This window comes from Xenorhabdus sp. Sc-CR9 (assembly GCF_963897815.1).
GTDB lineage: Bacteria > Pseudomonadota > Gammaproteobacteria > Enterobacterales > Enterobacteriaceae > Xenorhabdus.
Genome location: NZ_CAWQTY010000216.1, coordinates 1 through 16,240, shown reverse-complemented (window position 1 = coordinate 16,240; position 16,240 = coordinate 1). Strand labels below are relative to the sequence as shown.

The window sequence follows — 16,240 nt, the reverse complement described above, 5'->3', positions numbered from 1 at the left end:
GGGAAGTGGATGGTATGATAAGCATGACTCGATCCTTTTTTCTGTGATTTTGCGTTTTGGGAACAAAAATTTCGCAAATTTAGGATCGAGTTTCTTTGATACTCCTACCATTTTGACAAGCTATTTATAACGAAAAGGTAAGTTAGTTAACAAGTCTGGCGTAAAAATTCCTGAAGTAAATCACTTGCGAAGCTACCGTTCGGAGGAATTTATTATATTATAAAAACAGCATTAAGTTCCCTTCGAAGTGCTATTATTTTTCAATCTTATTTTATTTTTAAATAAATATTGTTTTTATGTGTTTTAATTTTCAATTATCATGAAAATAATAAAATATATTAATGAACCAAGAAAGCACACAAATGATAATCGTCACTTTTCAGATAATGATATAGCCCTCCTTAGTTATTATTCGTTATTCTTCTTTTGCTTCTTTATTCTGCTTCTTAGCTTAGGAGCCATCATTCCTATCCGGGAGAAGAGAAGAATCTGAGAAAGCATTGTGCAGATGTGTCTGACTATCTAATCAGAAATACTCCAATCTATATTGGGGATAACACGCCTTTACAGATGATAAAAGAGATCTAGAAGCTAAATACAGAGTTATTCAAGAATCCATACATTTTACGGGATGTACCTATAATTATTTAGGAGGATAAATTGAAAAATGTATCTGTTAGCACAAATGGTTCAATCATTGAAGATTCACTTATGTTTGGTCAATTTGGATGGCCGGAGTCTGAACCTGATATGATGTCTAATGGTAATTTAATTTCAGCAGATTTACGTGAGGCATTACTTAATAAGTGTTCTATTTCTAAAGAGTTACCCTCTGATCAGTGGTGGAAAGAGAAAAGAAAAAAAGATACCCCTTTGCATGTTCTGGTTCGGGATTACCTCAATCATCCGGTTATCCAGTTTAATTCGAAAACTATTTTTTCATCCTGTCTGGAGACATTATCGAAAATCAAGTCTAGTATAAATGAGAGAGGAGAAATTGATATCATCCTTCCTGTCTTTTGTGTTATTAGTAACTGGCAGAAAAGACATGATATTACTTCTTTGACTATGGCTGAAGAGGTGTCTTTATTGCACCTTGCGAAAGTTTCAACGTATCTTGAAGAAAATACAGGAATAAAAATACGTTTTACCATCCTTTCAGATGCTACATTTTATGCGGGGATTTTTGGTGACCCAATGGATGCAGCAGAAAAATATATCAGGGATCTAAAAGAATTCACTAAAATAAGAAAGATAAATGAGATAGTTAACATTTTTGATATATCTAATATAGTCGCATTACTTCAGGATGATTATGACAGTGCTTTATCAAACCATTTGAAAACATTCACATCAAATCCATCTTTTGGAATTAGTCATGAGGAGGCAATTCGTTTCCATGCAAGTGTTGGGAGTACTGTTAACATATCAGATTTATCTCTGACATATAATCAAAAGAAGGATATGTTTTGTGATTCCATTTTTCCTGATTTGGAAATAAAGAATGAAGTTATGAATAGAGTTCATACTGCTTTCATTCATTATAGAGCGATGAAAGAAGCAATGGCGAGTATTCGATGGGAAAAGCTTTTGTTTCCTAATGCAATCCGAGCCACTATTCATCACAAGACGTTACCATTAATTGGTGTCAGGATATATCCTGATTATAAGAGTCATTCACCTTATCTTCCTTATCACGGTATTGCCGTTATTGAACACCGGAAAAATATTTGGCGAATGAGTATTGAACAAGAAATCCACCAACATGGTAAGAGAATGAGAATTATTAATCATCGGGGGGTAAGTGATTTTTATGTAGATGCTGATACGTTGGAGAATATGACGACTTTATTGCAGGAATCGAACTCTTAATAAAAATCAGGATAAGATTGTTACTCTATGACCTGATATATCAATACGGAAGATAATCAAATAATGAGGCTTTATAAGAAAATCTTCCGTCACGGTAAAAGCAGTTCAGGTCATTAGAGATATATGTATTGTACTTGTTAGTATCTCCAGAGGATTATTCATGCGTAATCTTATCTTAATTATTTTGGGAAATATCGCATTAGAGAGTGCGGTACCGCTACTTTTCACTGTAGGAGGGTTGGCTGGCCTGCATCTTGCTCCATTGGCCTGGCTTGCGACTTTGCCTATTGCTATACAAATGGCAGCCGGAAGTGTTTGTTCAATTCCATTTTCGAACTTCATGGCACGTTATGGGCGGAGAAGCGGATTTATTCTGGCCAGTATAGCAATGGTATTTGGTGGAGGAGCTTCCGCGGTTTCGATTTATTTAAACAGCTTCCCGCTTCTGCTCGGAGGGCATTTCTTGATTGGCATCGCTATGATTGGCATTAATTTTCTACGATATGCCGCAGCAGAAAGTGTTCCCAAGAACCGGGCTGCAACAGCAAGTTCTTTATTGCTGGCTTCAGGGATAATTGGTGTTGTTATTGGTAGCGAACTTTACGGGAAAGGAGATGGGCTGGGTTTTGATCTTCCGTTTATCGGAATATATGTGATTGTGTCCGTTATTGGAGGGGTCGCGGTTCTTGCATTTGCAGCACTTGAAGCGGGTCTTGGATATTCAGTCAGTTCAACAGAAGATAATGCCGGTAAATCATCAGGATTCTCTTTTATTGCCAAAAACCGGCCTTTATTGTTTGGCATTACGGCGATGGTACTGGGTCATGCAATTATGATGATAGTCATGTCACCTGCCTCAATTGCCTCGGTAGGCTATGGTATGGACGATTCAGAAACAGGTATGCTAGTTGGTGTCCATCTTGTCGCTATGTTCGCGCCCGGTGTCATCACCGGTATGCTTATATCAAAAATGGGAGCGAATAATATTATTCTCTTGGGAGCTTTTTTGAATCTTGTCGGTTTTCTGATTGGGCTGACCAATGAAACAAAAATAGTTATTCTCGGAGCGCCGTTGATCTTTGCTGGCATAGGGTGGAACTTCATGTTCTTGGGCGGAACTCATCTTATCAACAGCATGTCTGATGGTATCAATAAAGTTCGTGTTCAAGGGGCAAGTGAAACGCTTTTGGCTGCTGCATCAATGGTGTTTGCGCTTGCATCTGGGGGAATTTACGAATCACTGGGTTGGAAAGGGTTAGTTTTTGTTGTAACAGTGATGACGTTGCTGACTATTGCATTACTTTTTATTCGGATACTTTTAACATCGAAATTTGCCGGTAAACCGGATTGACTTTTTCTCTTGAAGCCCCACTGTTGTGAGGCTTTCCACTTTTATTTTTACTCTCACTTTCATTTTCTACTTCCACTTTCATTTTCAGGGAGTGAAGTCTCACTCACAAGAACGCACTGAACTCTTCTGCGGCAGGCATTTTTATGGGATGTTTGAAGCTCGGTGATTTTATTTCTTGATGCGAAAGTTGGATAGACTGCTCATGCTAAATACACTTAAATCTGTTACCAACAAACTAAACAAATAAATAGCATGAGCAAGTATAAAATGAACTTATTTACCCAATCGATTTTCCCAGCGATTGACGGATATAAGAACCCGCACCCAATAATCCCGGTTTATCATGGGTAATCAGATAGACAGGAATATCTTGTAAATAATTTGTAAATCGGCCTTTGCTCTCAAATCCCTTGCGAAACCCCGATTTTTGGAAGAAATCAAGGAAACGCGGGACAATTCCACCTGCAATGTAGACACCACCAAATGCACCCATATTCAGTGCTAAATTCCCGCCAAAACGCCCTAATGCGGCACAGAAAATTTCCAGTGTACGTTTGCAGATAGGACAGTTGCCACTCAGCGCACGATCTGAAATATCACGAGGGGTAATTTCTTCTACTGGCTGACCGTTCAGTTTCATCAGAGAACGATAGATATTGACTAATCCAGGCCCTGAAAGGACACGCTCTGCTGAGACATGACCATATTCTTCCCGCAATACATTCAGCATATGATCTTCGTCCACACTATCGGGCGCAAAATCGACATGACCACCTTCACCGGGCAGGCTCATCCACTGGTTTCCCGTATGAACAAGATGTGCGACTCCCAACCCTGTACCCGCACCATAAACTGCGATTGGTCGCTTGGACTGAGGTTGTTTTCCGCCAATCTTTATCATGTCATCTGCACCCAGAACCGGAATTGCAAGGGAGACAGCGGTAAAATCATTAATGACCTCAAAACGTTCCCATCCCAGAGATGTTTTCATTTGGCTGACCGAAAAACGCCAACTGTGATTGGTCATGCTGATAACATCCTCTGTCACCGGACAAGCAATTGCGATGCAGCCATATTTGACGGCACAGTTTTGCTGTTTCAGATACTGGCGGATAACAATTTCAAGCGATGCATAATGCGCACAGGGATAGAATTCGACTGCGCTCAGTTGCCCAGTATCTACATCACATAATGCCAGCCGTGCATTTGTACCGCCGATATCGCCTACCAGAGCATAAGTTGTCATGTTTTATCTCCTTAAGTCTTATAGAAATGGTCTATATCCTAATGAACCAGTCAAAAGCCGAATTGAGGGGATTTTACACAAGGTCAGGCGTAAAGGCGTATAAAATGTATTATTAGTCTGGTAAAAGCCATTATTTAGCCTGAATTGCTCTTTTTTCAATGGGCTGGCAGCCCATGATTCACTATTATGCTCAACAATCAACCCGCGAGTCGGTGTCAGGTTAACGGTTTAATTCAAACCAAGCCCGCGTAGTCCGATAGGGTTTAACTCAGCAGGATTAAAGCGGTTTTTCCAGTTCTTTTCATAATCTTCGTGAGGAAAATCAGCCGGAGATGTGCCATTTTTAAGCGATATGGCTACCTTATGCGCATAAGCCAGATTCCTTTCACACAGAGGAGCGGCGGGAATATACATCACATTCCCCCAGCCTTGCTGATTTACCACTGGTGCAACGGAATGGATAAGATCACAGTGCCACCAGACAGAATCACCGGCTTGCAGAGATGGAATGCTGTATAGCCCGCGGACGAGGTGGGGGTGCCATTTTTCGGAAGCTGGCAGGGCTTTACCGGAGGCAACACCGCAAAGCTCGTCATCAGGCACATCATTTAGCAAAGGACGTAACAATAAATAGGCCATCGCTTCTGGTACAGGAACAACATGCAAAAGCCCCTGATTGAGAGCCATATCCGATAGTGCCGTCCAGCCCTGAAAAGTGCGAAAAATTGAACATCGGGTTACGTTATCCAGTTCGTATTCATTCATTTCTGGGCGGTATGCTGCATCCCAAGGATCGTATTTTGTGAATTGGTTATTGAAAATATGCCTGAACACTTTTTGATAAGCAGGATGTAGCCAACGTTCCAAAGCCCCGGAATCAGTATGTGCACCAAGCCCTTTGGATGTAGTTCCCGGTGGTCGACGGCGAATGCGATCAGGGTAAATCATGCTGATATCTGGTTCAAACCAGCGCACGCCATTCGATTCAAATTTCCACAGACGATTGAGAAAAGATTGTACTTGCGCAATTTCTTCACTTTGCCGGGCCTGCATCTGTGCCTGAGACCAATAAATGGGATAAATTTCCGGACGGGATGCTTCAAGGCTGCTGAAGTAGTTATCACCTGTGCCATGATAAACACCATCAAAATTATTTATCTCAAGGTACTCAAGCATGGATTTATCCCATGCAAGTGCGGTCTGACGGGGGAAATTCTGTCTGACAACCAAACATCCACGACGTTTAATTTTTTGTATGGTCTCTGCCGTAATTCGATTTTCTATTAAGTCCTGCCAGTCAATCTCTGGCCAAGCACTACCGATATTTTTTTCATCTTCCTGAGCGGCAGCCAGCGCTTGGTCTATTTTGTCACAAACCTGTTTGAACAAACCTTCGACATCACCAATTTGTTTGCGCATGGTTTGTTTCATCTGACGAATATTCTGGTGGTAGTTATCAGGGAAGAGAGAAGAGATAAAAGATGTGTCCATAGCAGATCCTATTATGTTCATCATGACTGATGTGTTTTGGGATGTAGTAGACTCAAACTGTGGTTACAACTTCTTTTTGTTTTGATACTGAAATCAAATAATATCTTGACTATTATAAGTTATCAGCCCCATTTCATCTGCCAGCAGATCTATAGCTTTTATCACTTGGTTAGATGACCAGAGTGGCTGTGATTCAACGGATACTGTCAGCTCGTTTTCTTTAAGCCGATCGCCGAATAGCATTATCGCCTTATCACCATGTTGTTTTGATGCCCAAATTATTGCCTGAGCCGTGGGATTATCTTGGTAGATCCGGCCCGCGATTTCTTGAGTGTGGGTATAATTTTCAGCTTCGGAAAATAAAATATCTTTTGGCTCGTAGCCCCACTTCCGCAATACTCTTACATTGATATCTACAATGATGAGATCGACATCAGGCATTAGTTGGCTGTAGACAAGCGTATCCAACTTACCCAGATCAAAAGGCAGATTATTGCATCCTGCCGGCACGTCATGATAGATGGTTTCCATCACAGCAACGGCAATATTCTCACCACCATAGATAGTAGGAATAGATTCACCTTGCGCATTTTGGCAGGGGCTGAATCTGGCGTTTCCTTTTCCTGGGTTAAACTCAGTGCCTTTGTATGTCTGATGATGAATACGTTCAATCGGACACCGGGCTTTCCAGATTCCCGTTTTGATAGTTCTTTGATTCAGGGAACTAACCGTGCAATGGCCCATCAGCTTCCTGCCTTGCCGCATTTAATACATCATTCGGGCGGTTTGCCAAAACGTCTTTTGGCTTTTCTTTTCCTAACCACGAATTAGGAGTACTAAACCAAATTGCCATGCCCCAAGATGTTTTTTTTCCATCAAAAACTTCAATGATATTTTTGATGATGGGGATCGGTAGCCCTCCTTCATCCAGTGCATATTGCGGGTATAAATCCTTTCCCTTGACTGAAACCGCGAAGATTTTTTTAGTTTTTTTCCAGCGGTTGGGAGTTGCACTGGGGTTGAGCAGAGAAAAACCCGCAGATTGACTGAGTTCATAGGCTGGAAGCCATTTTGACTCTTCAAGAATTGAATTTTTCAGTGCTTCAATCCGATCTTTTCGGTTTGATGTTCTCCAGGAGTCTTTTGAATTTTCCCCACTAAGATCATCTGAATGAACATAAAATTCGGACTTGATCATCCGAGAAGGCGATTTGTCAGGGAAAGATCTGCGTTTTATGGAAGTAGCGGTATTTAACGCACTTAGCAGGGCAATACGTAGATCCCTGACATCAAGTTCTCCGGCGGTTTCTTCCGGTAATTCAACAATTAAAAAACGATCTGCTTCGTTAGGCGGTATTTCTGTGACATGAATATGCTCAATGTGTTCTTGCTGATACGAAAGAACATCAAGAAGGGAAACGTAACCTAAGCTGAGCGTTTTCTCCTTTGCTCTGCTTTTTCTTGCTACCTTGGCATTCACTCTAGACCCCTTATTGGTATTTGCATATAACGTATACCCGTCATCTTTTCTATCGTCGGTTATTTTTAATTTAAATCAATAAATTAGCTGCATAATTAGCTTGGTTATGCGCTTGGGGCTTGTTCCCCGTGTTGACACTTGAAATCGATGGGGTATAGAGATTGTTGATATGGTTTATATCAATTATATCGCAGATTCGCACAAAATATAAACAATTGCAATGTTTCCGACAAAAAGCGGTAAATTGAAAGACGAAGGGTATAAAAGATTATGAAAATTTATATTTACTGTGGATATAAATTGGAGTATTAGAAAATAAAATTCTTCCAGAAAGGATGATGTTTTTTGATTTTTTGTGACACTATATTTTTTTATTTAAAGGTGAAGAAAGAATTTTAATAGACGCAGTCTGCTTAAGAAGATTATTGCCCTTTATGAGATAACGTTGGTGTTATTGCTTTCAACAAAATCAAAACCTGCTTTGTTGGATAGTGGAATAGGAAAATCTTCAGCTTTTTGTGATTACCGCTTGATTCTCCTCCCCGATTCACTGGATAATCATCCGCCTCAAATTTCCTCACTATTTTTTTACCTGAAAAGCCAAACGATTGCGCAAGTGAATGCCTAAACCAACGAGTACAGCACTTATCTTTATTATTTAGTGACGTAATCGTTTTCGTTGGATGAGTACGGGGAAGATAGTGATACATTTTCAATGCAAAATATTCAACAGAAAGCAGGGGAAACACATGTCTGGTATGCAGGTACCAACTCAATGCAAGCTCGATAAGTATTTTAAGATTACTGAACGTGGATCGACTGTGCGTCAGGAAATTCTTGCTGGGTTGACGACATTTTTGGCGATGGTTTATTCCGTTATTGTGGTGCCGGGCATGCTTGGACAAGCCGGATTCCCTCATGCTGCCGTATTTATTTCTGTCTGTCTGGTAACCGGTGTTGGCTCATTATTGATGGGATTGTGGGTTAATCTGCCAATGGCAATTGGTTGTGCGCTTTCATTGTGTACATTTACTGCGTTCAGTTTGGTTTTAGGACAACAGGTAAGTATTCCTGTGGCGCTTGGCGCAGTCTTCTTAATGGGATGCCTGTTTACACTGATTTCGGTGACGGGTGTAAGAGCGTGGATTTTACGTAATATCCCCATGGATATTGCACATGGAACAGGGATTGGTATCGGATTATTTCTACTGCTGATTGCAGCCAATGGTGTTGGGTTGGTGATTAAGAATCCCCATGAAGGTTTGCCTGTTGCGTTCGGTTCATTGACGACTTTTCCCGTGATTATGACGCTCTTGGGGTTAGCAGCAACGATTGGATTGGAACGGAGAAAAGTACCGGGCGGTATTGTATTGGTGATTATCACGATTTCAATTATTGGTTTGATTTTTGACCCGACCGTAAAATATCAAGGATTTTTTAAAGTTCCGACTTTAGGGGAAGACGGTTTGTCCCTGATGTTCAGTATGGATATTATCGGCGCGTTACAGCCTGCTGTGTTACCGAGCCTTCTGGCGTTGGTAATGACGGCGATATTTGATGCCACAGGAACCATTCAGGCAGTAGCCAGTCAGGCGAACTTGTTGGATAAGAGAGGCCAGATTATTAGTGGTGGTAAAGCTCTGACCGCTGATTCTGCCTGTAGTATTTTCGCGGGAGCTATAGGCTCTTCTCCGGCTGGGGTTTACATTGAATCTGCCGCTGGAACGGCTGTTGGCGGTAGAACGGGTTTAACTGCTTCTGTCGTTGGTATTTTATTTCTATTGATTTTATTCCTGTCACCATTATCGTATTTAGTTCCTGCATATGCCACGGCTCCTGCTTTGATGTATGTCGGGTTATTGATGTTGAGTAATGTACGGAAACTGGACTTCAATGATTTTGTCAGTGCGATGTCCGGCTTGCTGTGTGCAGTGTTTATTGTACTGACTTGCAACATTGTGACAGGCATTATGTTGGGCTTCAGTACGTTGGTTGCCGGGCGTATTTTCTCAGGTGAATGGCGTAAGCTGAATATTGGAACTGTGATTCTTGCTATTGCGCTGGTTGTTTTTTATGCGGCTGACTGGGCTATTTAGTTAAAAAATTGTGCGCAAACAGTCAACGTTTGCGCATTATCCTCACGATAAACATGCCTTCTATTTTTCAATTTGCTGATTTATGTGTTGCAACTTGAAGTTTATTGGATATACCCATCAAAATTTCCTAATTTTTCAACATGACCCCGCCGATAAGTATAAAATAGACAAATGATTCACTGGTCATTGATTCATAATGTGATTGTTTTTTGATTTTCTTTAATAACTGCAATGATTATGGTTAATAGCGCTATTATTAGGGGGAAAAAAAAGTCACAATCTCTTCACTGACGGATTTTTGGCAATTTGTAAGGGTAACATGGAAATATTCTTTACTATCTTGATCTTGATTTTGGTGGTGTCAGTTTCTGGTGTTCTTACTAAAATGATTCCGTTCCGTGTCCCCTTGCCGATAGTGCAAATAGCAATGGGGGCGCTGCTGGCTTGGCCTCATTTTGGTTTACACGTTACTTTCGATCCTGAATTATTCCTCGTTTTACTTATCCCTCCTTTGTTGTTTGTTGATGGCTGGAAAACTCCAACCAGAGAATTCTTTCAGCATGGGCGTGAAATCTTCATTTTAGTTTTAGTACTGGTATTGGTGACGGTTGTTGGCATTGGCTATTTGATTCATATGTTGCTGCCGAGTATCTCACTTATTGCTGCTTTTGCACTGGCGGCAGTCTTATCACCAACTGATGCGGTGGCACTGTCATCAATTGTTGGAAGAGGAAGCATCCCCAAAAATATGATGAGTGTACTGGAAGGAGAAGCATTGATGAATGATGCTTCTGGCCTGGTAGCTCTTAAATTTGCGGTGGCGATTGCCATGGGAACGATGGCCTTTACCGTCACTGGCGCAACATTGGAGTTTTTCAAAGTTGCGATTGGTGGGTTGCTTTCTGGTATTGGTGTTACATTGGTGTACAGTAAATCACTGAGATTGATGAGCCGCTGGAGTGGAGATGATCCGGCAACGCAAATCATGTTCATGATGTTGTTGCCATTTGCCTCTTATATGATTGCTGAGCATATCGGTTTTTCAGGTATTCTGGCTGCGGTTGCTGCTGGTATGACAATCAGTAAAGCGGGCGTGATCCGCAATGCGCCATTGGATATGCGTTTACGTGCCGATAACGTATGGGGGATGCTGGCTTTCGTCTTTAACGGCCTTGTATTCGTCATGTTGGGGTTACAGTTACCAGACATTTGGGAAACTTCTGTGGCTCAGGCTGATCTTGATCCGAATGTTGAAACCTGGATGCTATTCTCCGCTGTGGGCATCATTTATGGTGCGCTGGTATTACTTCGATTTGGCTGGTTATGGCTGATGAAAAATACCAGCAAAGTGTTTATGAAAAAGAAACCACTGGAATTTGCTTCTTACACTATCCGTGAATTGTGGTTAGCTTCATTTGCTGGTGTTCGTGGAGCAATTACGCTGGCAGGTGCGCTATCTGTTCCTTTGTTCTTGCCAGATGGTGATCCGTTCCCGGCACGTTATCAGTTGATTTTCATTTCCGCCGGTGTGATTTTGCTTTCCCTGTTTGTGGGCGTTATCGCATTACCTTTGCTGCTGCGTGGTATGAAAGTCGGCGATAAGATGGCTGATCTCAATGAAATCAGAATGGCAAAAGCCGCAATGGCTAAAGTTGCGATTGTCAGTATGAATAAAATGGAAGAGCGTTTGTCTGTCAACACGGAAGAAAAACTGGATGCGGAGGTTATTAGCGAGGTTGCTTCCCGTGTTACCGGTTATTTGCGGCGTCGCACAGCCGGCACGGATGAAGCCGAGCATAATCTGATGGTTGAGGAGTTGGAACAACGCTTCCGCTTAACAGCATTAAGGGCTGAACGCGGTGAACTGTATCATCTGCGTGCAACTCGTAAAGTTAGTAATGAGACACTACAAACGCTGCTGCATGATCTTGATTTGCTGGAAGCGCTTTTAGTGGGAAAAGAACAATAAAAGTAGGTAAAAATCAATAAATCATGTGGCTGTTAACGATCACAACATTTTTATGGGCCGCTTCATTTAGCCTGATCGGGGTTTATCTTTCTGGTCAGGTTGATAGCTGGTTTTCTGTGCTTGTCAGGGTAGTCCTGGCTGCAATGGTATTCTTGCCATTTTTGCGTTGGCGTGGGTTATCGTTGAAAGTCATTACGCTATATATGGCAATCGGCGCTTGTCAGCTTGGCGTGATGTATTTGTTTGTATTTCATGCCTATCACTATTTAACTGTGGCAGAATTTTTGCTGTTTACCATCATGACACCGCTCTATGTCACACTGATTTATGATTTGATGGGGCGTAATCGGCTGCGTTGGGGCTATGCTCTGAGTTCTTTGCTGGCTGTGGCGGGAGCCGCAATTATTCGATATGACCGACTAAGCGAATCCTTCTGGATTGGTTTGATATTGGTACAATTGGCAAATATTTTCTTTGCCATTGGTCAGGTTGGTTATAAGCGTTTGATGGAAGTTCATCCGATCCCGCAGCGAATCGCTTTCTCATGGTTCTATCTGGGAGCGTGTGTTGTCGCTATCATTGGTTGGTTGTTGTTTGGCGATCCGCAAAAACTACCGACAACACAGTTACAATGGGGCGTCCTGATTTGGTTAGGCGTTGGTGCATCTGGTATTGGCTACTTTATGTGGAACTATGGTGCGACCCAAGTAGATGCCGGAACACTGGCTATTATGAATAATATGCTGGTTCCGGCAGGGTTGTTGGTTAATTTCGCAATTTGGCAGCAGCACCCTGATTGGCTGAGCTTTAGCATTGGAGGCAGCCTGATTGTTGCCTCACTTTGGGTGCATCATCGCTGGATACTGAAACCTGTTTCACAAATGGCAGATTGCCCACCGCGTGCTGGCGCGCAGAACGAATAAATGTATCAATGGCAGGTTGGCGTTGTTCTCCTTCGCGGTTGGCAGCGTACAATCTGCTCCATAATCCTTCTCCCAGTGTTTGGGTTACAACTAACCCTTGCCTTTCGAATGTTTCTACTACCCAGTGTGGTAATGCAGCAATACCCAGACGAGCTGCCACCATTTGGATCAACAATAAGGTATTATCGACAGTTTTCAATGTCGGCGTCACCCCTGCGGGTTGGAGAAAACGCCGCCAGATGTCAAACCGTTGCCGTTGGACGGGATAGATCAGCAAAGTTTCAGAAGCAAGATCCTGTGGGTGAATATCGCGTTTATTTGCCAATGGATGATCCGGTGCAACCACTAGTTTCACTTCATAGTCAAACAGTGGTGTATAGTGCAGATTGCTGTCTGCAATAATGTCTGATGTCAGGACAATATCCAGTTCCCGTTGCTGTAGTGCTGGCTGAGGATCAAATGTTACACCGGATTTAAAATCTACATTAACCTGCGGCCAACTTTCACGAAAATGCTTAAGTGCAGGCGTTAGCCATTGAATACAGCTATGACATTCAATAGCGATGCGTAGGTTAGTCTTTTCTGGCTCATAGCACTCACGCAGGGAAGCAGTGACCAAAGGCAATACTTGATTCGCAAGCCTTAATAACACTTCACCCTGAGGTGTTAGCTGAAGAGGTTGGCTTTTACGAATGAACAGCTTGAATCCCAAACGGTGTTCTAACTCACTGAATTGGTGAGAAAGAGCGGATTGAGTTTGATGCAGGTAATTCGCAGCAGCGGCCAATGACCCACAATGATTCAATGCCTGTAACGTTTTTAAATGTTTTATTTCGATCATGAAAAACCTTCAAGTTAATGATGAATAATTTGCGCTTGTGGTTTATACACTACCTGTTGATTATAGAAGTGTAAACATCTAGACGGCTAAAATTTCACGGGTGACGACATGACGGTTTTGAATCATACATTAGGTTTTCCACGTATCGGCTTGAAAAGAGAGCTAAAAAAGGCGCAAGAGAATTATTGGGCAGGCAAAATTTCTCAACAAGAATTGCTGGAGACGGGTCGTGAATTACGTGCACGTCACTGGCAACAACAAAAAGAAGCGGGTGTTGATTTAGTCCCTGTTGGAGATTTTGCGTGGTATGACCAAGTATTGACCACAAGTCTATTATTGGGCAATGTTCCACCACGTCATCGAAATGAAGAAGATGATACCATTGATCTGGATACTCTATTCCGCATAGCCCGTGGCAGGGCACCAACAGGTACACCCGCCGCCGCTTCAGAAATGACTAAATGGTTTAACACGAATTATCACTATATCGTTCCTGAGTTTCAGGAAGGACAGGAGTTTAAACTCGGTTGGACTCAACTGCTGGATGAAGTCGATGAAGCATTGGCGTTGGGGCATAAAATAAAACCTGTTCTTTTGGGACCTGTAACCTATTTATGGCTGGGTAAAGTGAAAGGCAAAGTTTTCGATCGCCTTTCCTTATTAACGGATATTCTTCCTGTGTACCAACAAGTGTTGGCTGAATTGGCAAAACGCGGCGTTGAATGGGTACAGATTGATGAGCCTGCACTGGTATTAGAATTACCAGAAGAGTGGCTCGCTGCTTTCCCAACAGCTTATCAGGCGCTTGAGGGGCAGGTGAAATTACTGCTGACGACTTATTTCGATAGCATCGGTCATAATATTGAAACGATCAAATCACTGCCAGTACAAGGTCTGCATGTTGATTTAGTGGCAGGAAAAGATTCCCCTGAAAATCTGGATAAGTTCTTGCCAGAAAATTGGTTGCTTTCATTGGGTGTGATTAACGGTCGTAATGTCTGGCGCGCAGATTTGAGTGAAAAATATCAGCTTGTCGCACCATTGGTAGGTAAGAGAAATGTGTGGATTGGTACTTCTTGCTCATTACTGCATAGTCCGATTGATTTAAATGATGAAACAGGGCTTGATGAAGAAGTAAAAAGTTGGTTTGCTTTTGCATCACAGAAGTGTGAGGAACTATCTTTACTGTCACAGGCACTGAATGAGACAGAAGGTGGTAAACAGGCTGAACTGGATGCCTATAGCGCTCCCATTCGTGCCCGGAGACATTCCACCAGAGTAAACAATCTGGCTGTTGCTGAGCGCCTTGCTGCAATCAAGCCGCAAGACAGTGAACGTAATCAGGCATATCCAGAACGTGCTAAACTTCAGCGTCAACGTTATAACTTACCATTGTGGCCAACGACCACTATTGGCTCATTCCCACAAACAACGGAAATTCGCAGTCTGCGCCTCGATTTCAAAAAAGGCCGAGTGGATGGTCAGTATTACCGGACCAATATCAGTGAACATATCCAACAGGCGATTCAAGAGCAGGAAAGTCTGGGGCTGGATGTGCTGGTACATGGTGAAGCTGAGCGTAATGACATGGTGGAATATTTCGGCGAGCATTTTGATGGCTATGTCTTCACTCAAAATGGCTGGGTGCAAAGCTACGGTTCCCGTTGTGTGAAACCACCTGTAATCATTGGCGATATCAGCCGCCCAGAAGCGATTACGGTAGATTGGGCAACGTATGCACAATCCTTGACGGATAAGCCAGTGAAAGGAATGTTAACGGGGCCAGTAACGATTCTCTGTTGGTCATTCCCAAGGGAAGATGTCAGCCGAGAAACCATTGCGAAACAGATTGCATTGGCCTTGCGTGATGAAGTTAATGATTTGCAGAAAGCAGGTATTGGTATCATTCAGATTGATGAACCTGCATTGCGTGAAGGGTTACCTCTACGCAGAGAAGAGTGGCAGGCTTATCTGGAGTGGGCAGTGGATGCTTTCAAACTGAGTGCCGCAATCGCGCAAGATGATACACAAATTCACACCCATATGTGTTATTGCGAGTTCAATGACATCATGCCTTCCATAGCAGCGCTGGATGCAGATGTAATTACCATTGAAACCTCTCGCTCGGACATGGAGTTATTGGATTCATTTGAGAACTTCTCATATCCGAATGAAATTGGACCTGGTGTGTATGACATTCACTCACCAAACGTACCAAGTGTTGAATGGATTGAAGCACTACTGCGTAAAGCGGCTGACCGTATCCCGGTTGAACGTTTGTGGGTAAACCCAGACTGTGGACTGAAAACCCGGGGTTGGTTAGAAACTCGACAATCATTGTCGAACATGGTAGAAGCAGCAAAACGCCTGCGTTCTACACTGAATAAGTAACTTAAGAACGATCCATTAAACTGCCCGCCACAGAGTATGAAATGTGGCGGGCGCAAAGGATTATTGACCCAATAGTTTATCTTTTGAACTAATCCACGAATGGATCGTATAATCCAGTCTTTGCTGAGAAAACTTTTCAATTAGTCCACTTATTCCTCCCTGACCTTCAACCCAGTCCATCATATGCTGGAGTTGCTGGTTTTTCCCGCCACTCAGCATATTGGTGATTTGATCAAAAAATCCCATCATAGCCCCCCTTTTGTTGAGACTTATTGGTTTAACCAGATAAAACACTTAATTATGTGCATTTACAGGAATAATGCAGTGGGAATACTATGAAATAAAGATGAATTTCAGATTTAACTATTGCAGTTGCACAGTATTTTAGAAACGCCTGGTTTTAGATAGTGGAGTACTTTTTATTAAGTAATTATTATTATGTTCTTATCACACTAGAGCGTGTTGATCTTTTTGGTATAAAAAGCAAGCAGCAAATGGGGCTGTTATAATGGTTTCGCCAAAAATCAAAACAATTACCCCAAATGCCAAGACTAATGTTAACAGATGATAGCTGGAAATT

12 protein-coding genes are annotated in these 16,240 nt (G+C 42.3%); 6 read left to right on the top strand and 6 right to left on the bottom strand.

The window, feature by feature from the left end:
- The first annotated feature begins 660 nt into the window (after nucleotides 1-660).
- Both AACQ81_RS17245 and AACQ81_RS17240 read left to right on the top strand, forming a co-directional pair.
- Nucleotides 661-1,872, top strand: a complete 1,212-nt coding sequence (locus AACQ81_RS17245) for an L-tyrosine/L-tryptophan isonitrile synthase family protein (protein WP_237388066.1) — start codon at nucleotides 661-663, stop codon at nucleotides 1,870-1,872.
- Nucleotides 1,873-2,032: 160 nt separating this feature from the next.
- Complete coding sequence (locus tag AACQ81_RS17240) at nucleotides 2,033-3,223, top strand: MFS transporter (RefSeq protein WP_237388065.1); 1,191 nt, start codon at nucleotides 2,033-2,035, stop codon at nucleotides 3,221-3,223.
- Nucleotides 3,224-3,500: 277 nt separating this feature from the next.
- Here the strand turns inward: AACQ81_RS17240 and glk are convergent, their stop codons facing one another.
- From glk to AACQ81_RS17220, 4 genes are all read right to left on the bottom strand, one after another.
- The gene (gene glk / locus AACQ81_RS17235; RefSeq protein ID WP_237388064.1) at nucleotides 3,501-4,469 is read right to left on the bottom strand and encodes a glucokinase; all 969 of its coding nucleotides are present in this window, start codon (nucleotides 4,467-4,469) and stop codon (nucleotides 3,501-3,503) included.
- A gap of 228 nt (nucleotides 4,470-4,697) precedes the next feature.
- Nucleotides 4,698-5,960: a DUF1479 domain-containing protein gene (locus AACQ81_RS17230; RefSeq protein ID WP_237388063.1), complete on the bottom strand. Its 1,263-nt coding sequence runs from the start codon at nucleotides 5,958-5,960 to the stop codon at nucleotides 4,698-4,700.
- Nucleotides 5,961-6,053: 93 nt separating this feature from the next.
- A complete protein-coding gene (locus tag AACQ81_RS17225; protein WP_237388062.1) occupies nucleotides 6,054-6,704 on the bottom strand; it encodes an RES family NAD+ phosphorylase in 651 nt (216 codons plus the stop codon).
- A complete protein-coding gene (locus tag AACQ81_RS17220; protein ID WP_237388061.1) occupies nucleotides 6,685-7,440 on the bottom strand; it encodes a hypothetical protein in 756 nt (251 codons plus the stop codon). The genes AACQ81_RS17225 and AACQ81_RS17220 overlap by 20 nt, the downstream gene beginning before the upstream one ends.
- 749 nt (nucleotides 7,441-8,189) lie before the next feature.
- Here AACQ81_RS17220 and AACQ81_RS17215 point away from each other — a divergent pair.
- From AACQ81_RS17215 to AACQ81_RS17205, 3 genes are all read left to right on the top strand, one after another.
- The gene (locus AACQ81_RS17215) at nucleotides 8,190-9,536 is read left to right on the top strand and encodes an NCS2 family permease (RefSeq protein ID WP_237388060.1); all 1,347 of its coding nucleotides are present in this window, start codon (nucleotides 8,190-8,192) and stop codon (nucleotides 9,534-9,536) included.
- Nucleotides 9,537-9,855: 319 nt separating this feature from the next.
- Nucleotides 9,856-11,505, top strand: coding sequence for a Na+/H+ antiporter (locus AACQ81_RS17210; protein ID WP_237388059.1), 1,650 nt, complete (start codon nucleotides 9,856-9,858; stop codon nucleotides 11,503-11,505).
- Between the two features lie 23 nt (nucleotides 11,506-11,528).
- The gene (locus AACQ81_RS17205; RefSeq protein ID WP_237388058.1) at nucleotides 11,529-12,428 is read left to right on the top strand and encodes a carboxylate/amino acid/amine transporter; all 900 of its coding nucleotides are present in this window, start codon (nucleotides 11,529-11,531) and stop codon (nucleotides 12,426-12,428) included.
- Here the strand turns inward: AACQ81_RS17205 and metR are convergent.
- Nucleotides 12,313-13,269 carry an HTH-type transcriptional regulator MetR gene (metR, locus tag AACQ81_RS17200; protein WP_237388057.1) on the bottom strand — a complete coding sequence of 319 codons (957 nt, stop codon included), beginning with the start codon at nucleotides 13,267-13,269 and terminating at the stop codon, nucleotides 12,313-12,315. The two genes, AACQ81_RS17205 and metR, sit on opposite strands and share 116 nt — an antisense overlap.
- 108 nt (nucleotides 13,270-13,377) lie before the next feature.
- Between metR and metE the strand changes: the two genes are divergently transcribed.
- The gene (metE, locus tag AACQ81_RS17195; protein ID WP_237388056.1) at nucleotides 13,378-15,660 is read left to right on the top strand and encodes a 5-methyltetrahydropteroyltriglutamate--homocysteine S-methyltransferase; all 2,283 of its coding nucleotides are present in this window, start codon (nucleotides 13,378-13,380) and stop codon (nucleotides 15,658-15,660) included.
- A gap of 60 nt (nucleotides 15,661-15,720) precedes the next feature.
- On the opposite strand, the gene AACQ81_RS17190 is transcribed toward metE, so the two are convergent.
- Nucleotides 15,721-15,909: a hypothetical protein gene (locus AACQ81_RS17190; protein WP_339353448.1), complete on the bottom strand. Its 189-nt coding sequence runs from the start codon at nucleotides 15,907-15,909 to the stop codon at nucleotides 15,721-15,723.
- Between the last annotated feature and the right edge of the window lie 331 nt (nucleotides 15,910-16,240).

Bases quoted from the DNA above. Each gene is read 5' to 3' on its own strand.
- AACQ81_RS17230 (WP_237388063.1), bottom strand. From the start codon at position 5,960: ATGGACACATCTTTTATCTCTTCTCTCTTCCCTGATAACTACCACCAG.
- AACQ81_RS17210 (WP_237388059.1), top strand. From the start codon at position 9,856: ATGGAAATATTCTTTACTATCTTGATCTTGATTTTGGTGGTGTCAGTT.
- metE (WP_237388056.1), top strand. From the start codon at position 13,378: ATGACGGTTTTGAATCATACATTAGGTTTTCCACGTATCGGCTTGAAA.
- metR (WP_237388057.1), bottom strand. From the start codon at position 13,269: ATGATCGAAATAAAACATTTAAAAACGTTACAGGCATTGAATCATTGT.
- AACQ81_RS17205 (WP_237388058.1), top strand. From the start codon at position 11,529: ATGTGGCTGTTAACGATCACAACATTTTTATGGGCCGCTTCATTTAGC.
- AACQ81_RS17225 (WP_237388062.1), bottom strand. From the start codon at position 6,704: ATGGGCCATTGCACGGTTAGTTCCCTGAATCAAAGAACTATCAAAACG.
- AACQ81_RS17190 (WP_339353448.1), bottom strand. From the start codon at position 15,909: ATGATGGGATTTTTTGATCAAATCACCAATATGCTGAGTGGCGGGAAA.
- AACQ81_RS17240 (WP_237388065.1), top strand. From the start codon at position 2,033: ATGCGTAATCTTATCTTAATTATTTTGGGAAATATCGCATTAGAGAGT.
- AACQ81_RS17215 (WP_237388060.1), top strand. From the start codon at position 8,190: ATGTCTGGTATGCAGGTACCAACTCAATGCAAGCTCGATAAGTATTTT.
- glk (WP_237388064.1), bottom strand. From the start codon at position 4,469: ATGACAACTTATGCTCTGGTAGGCGATATCGGCGGTACAAATGCACGG.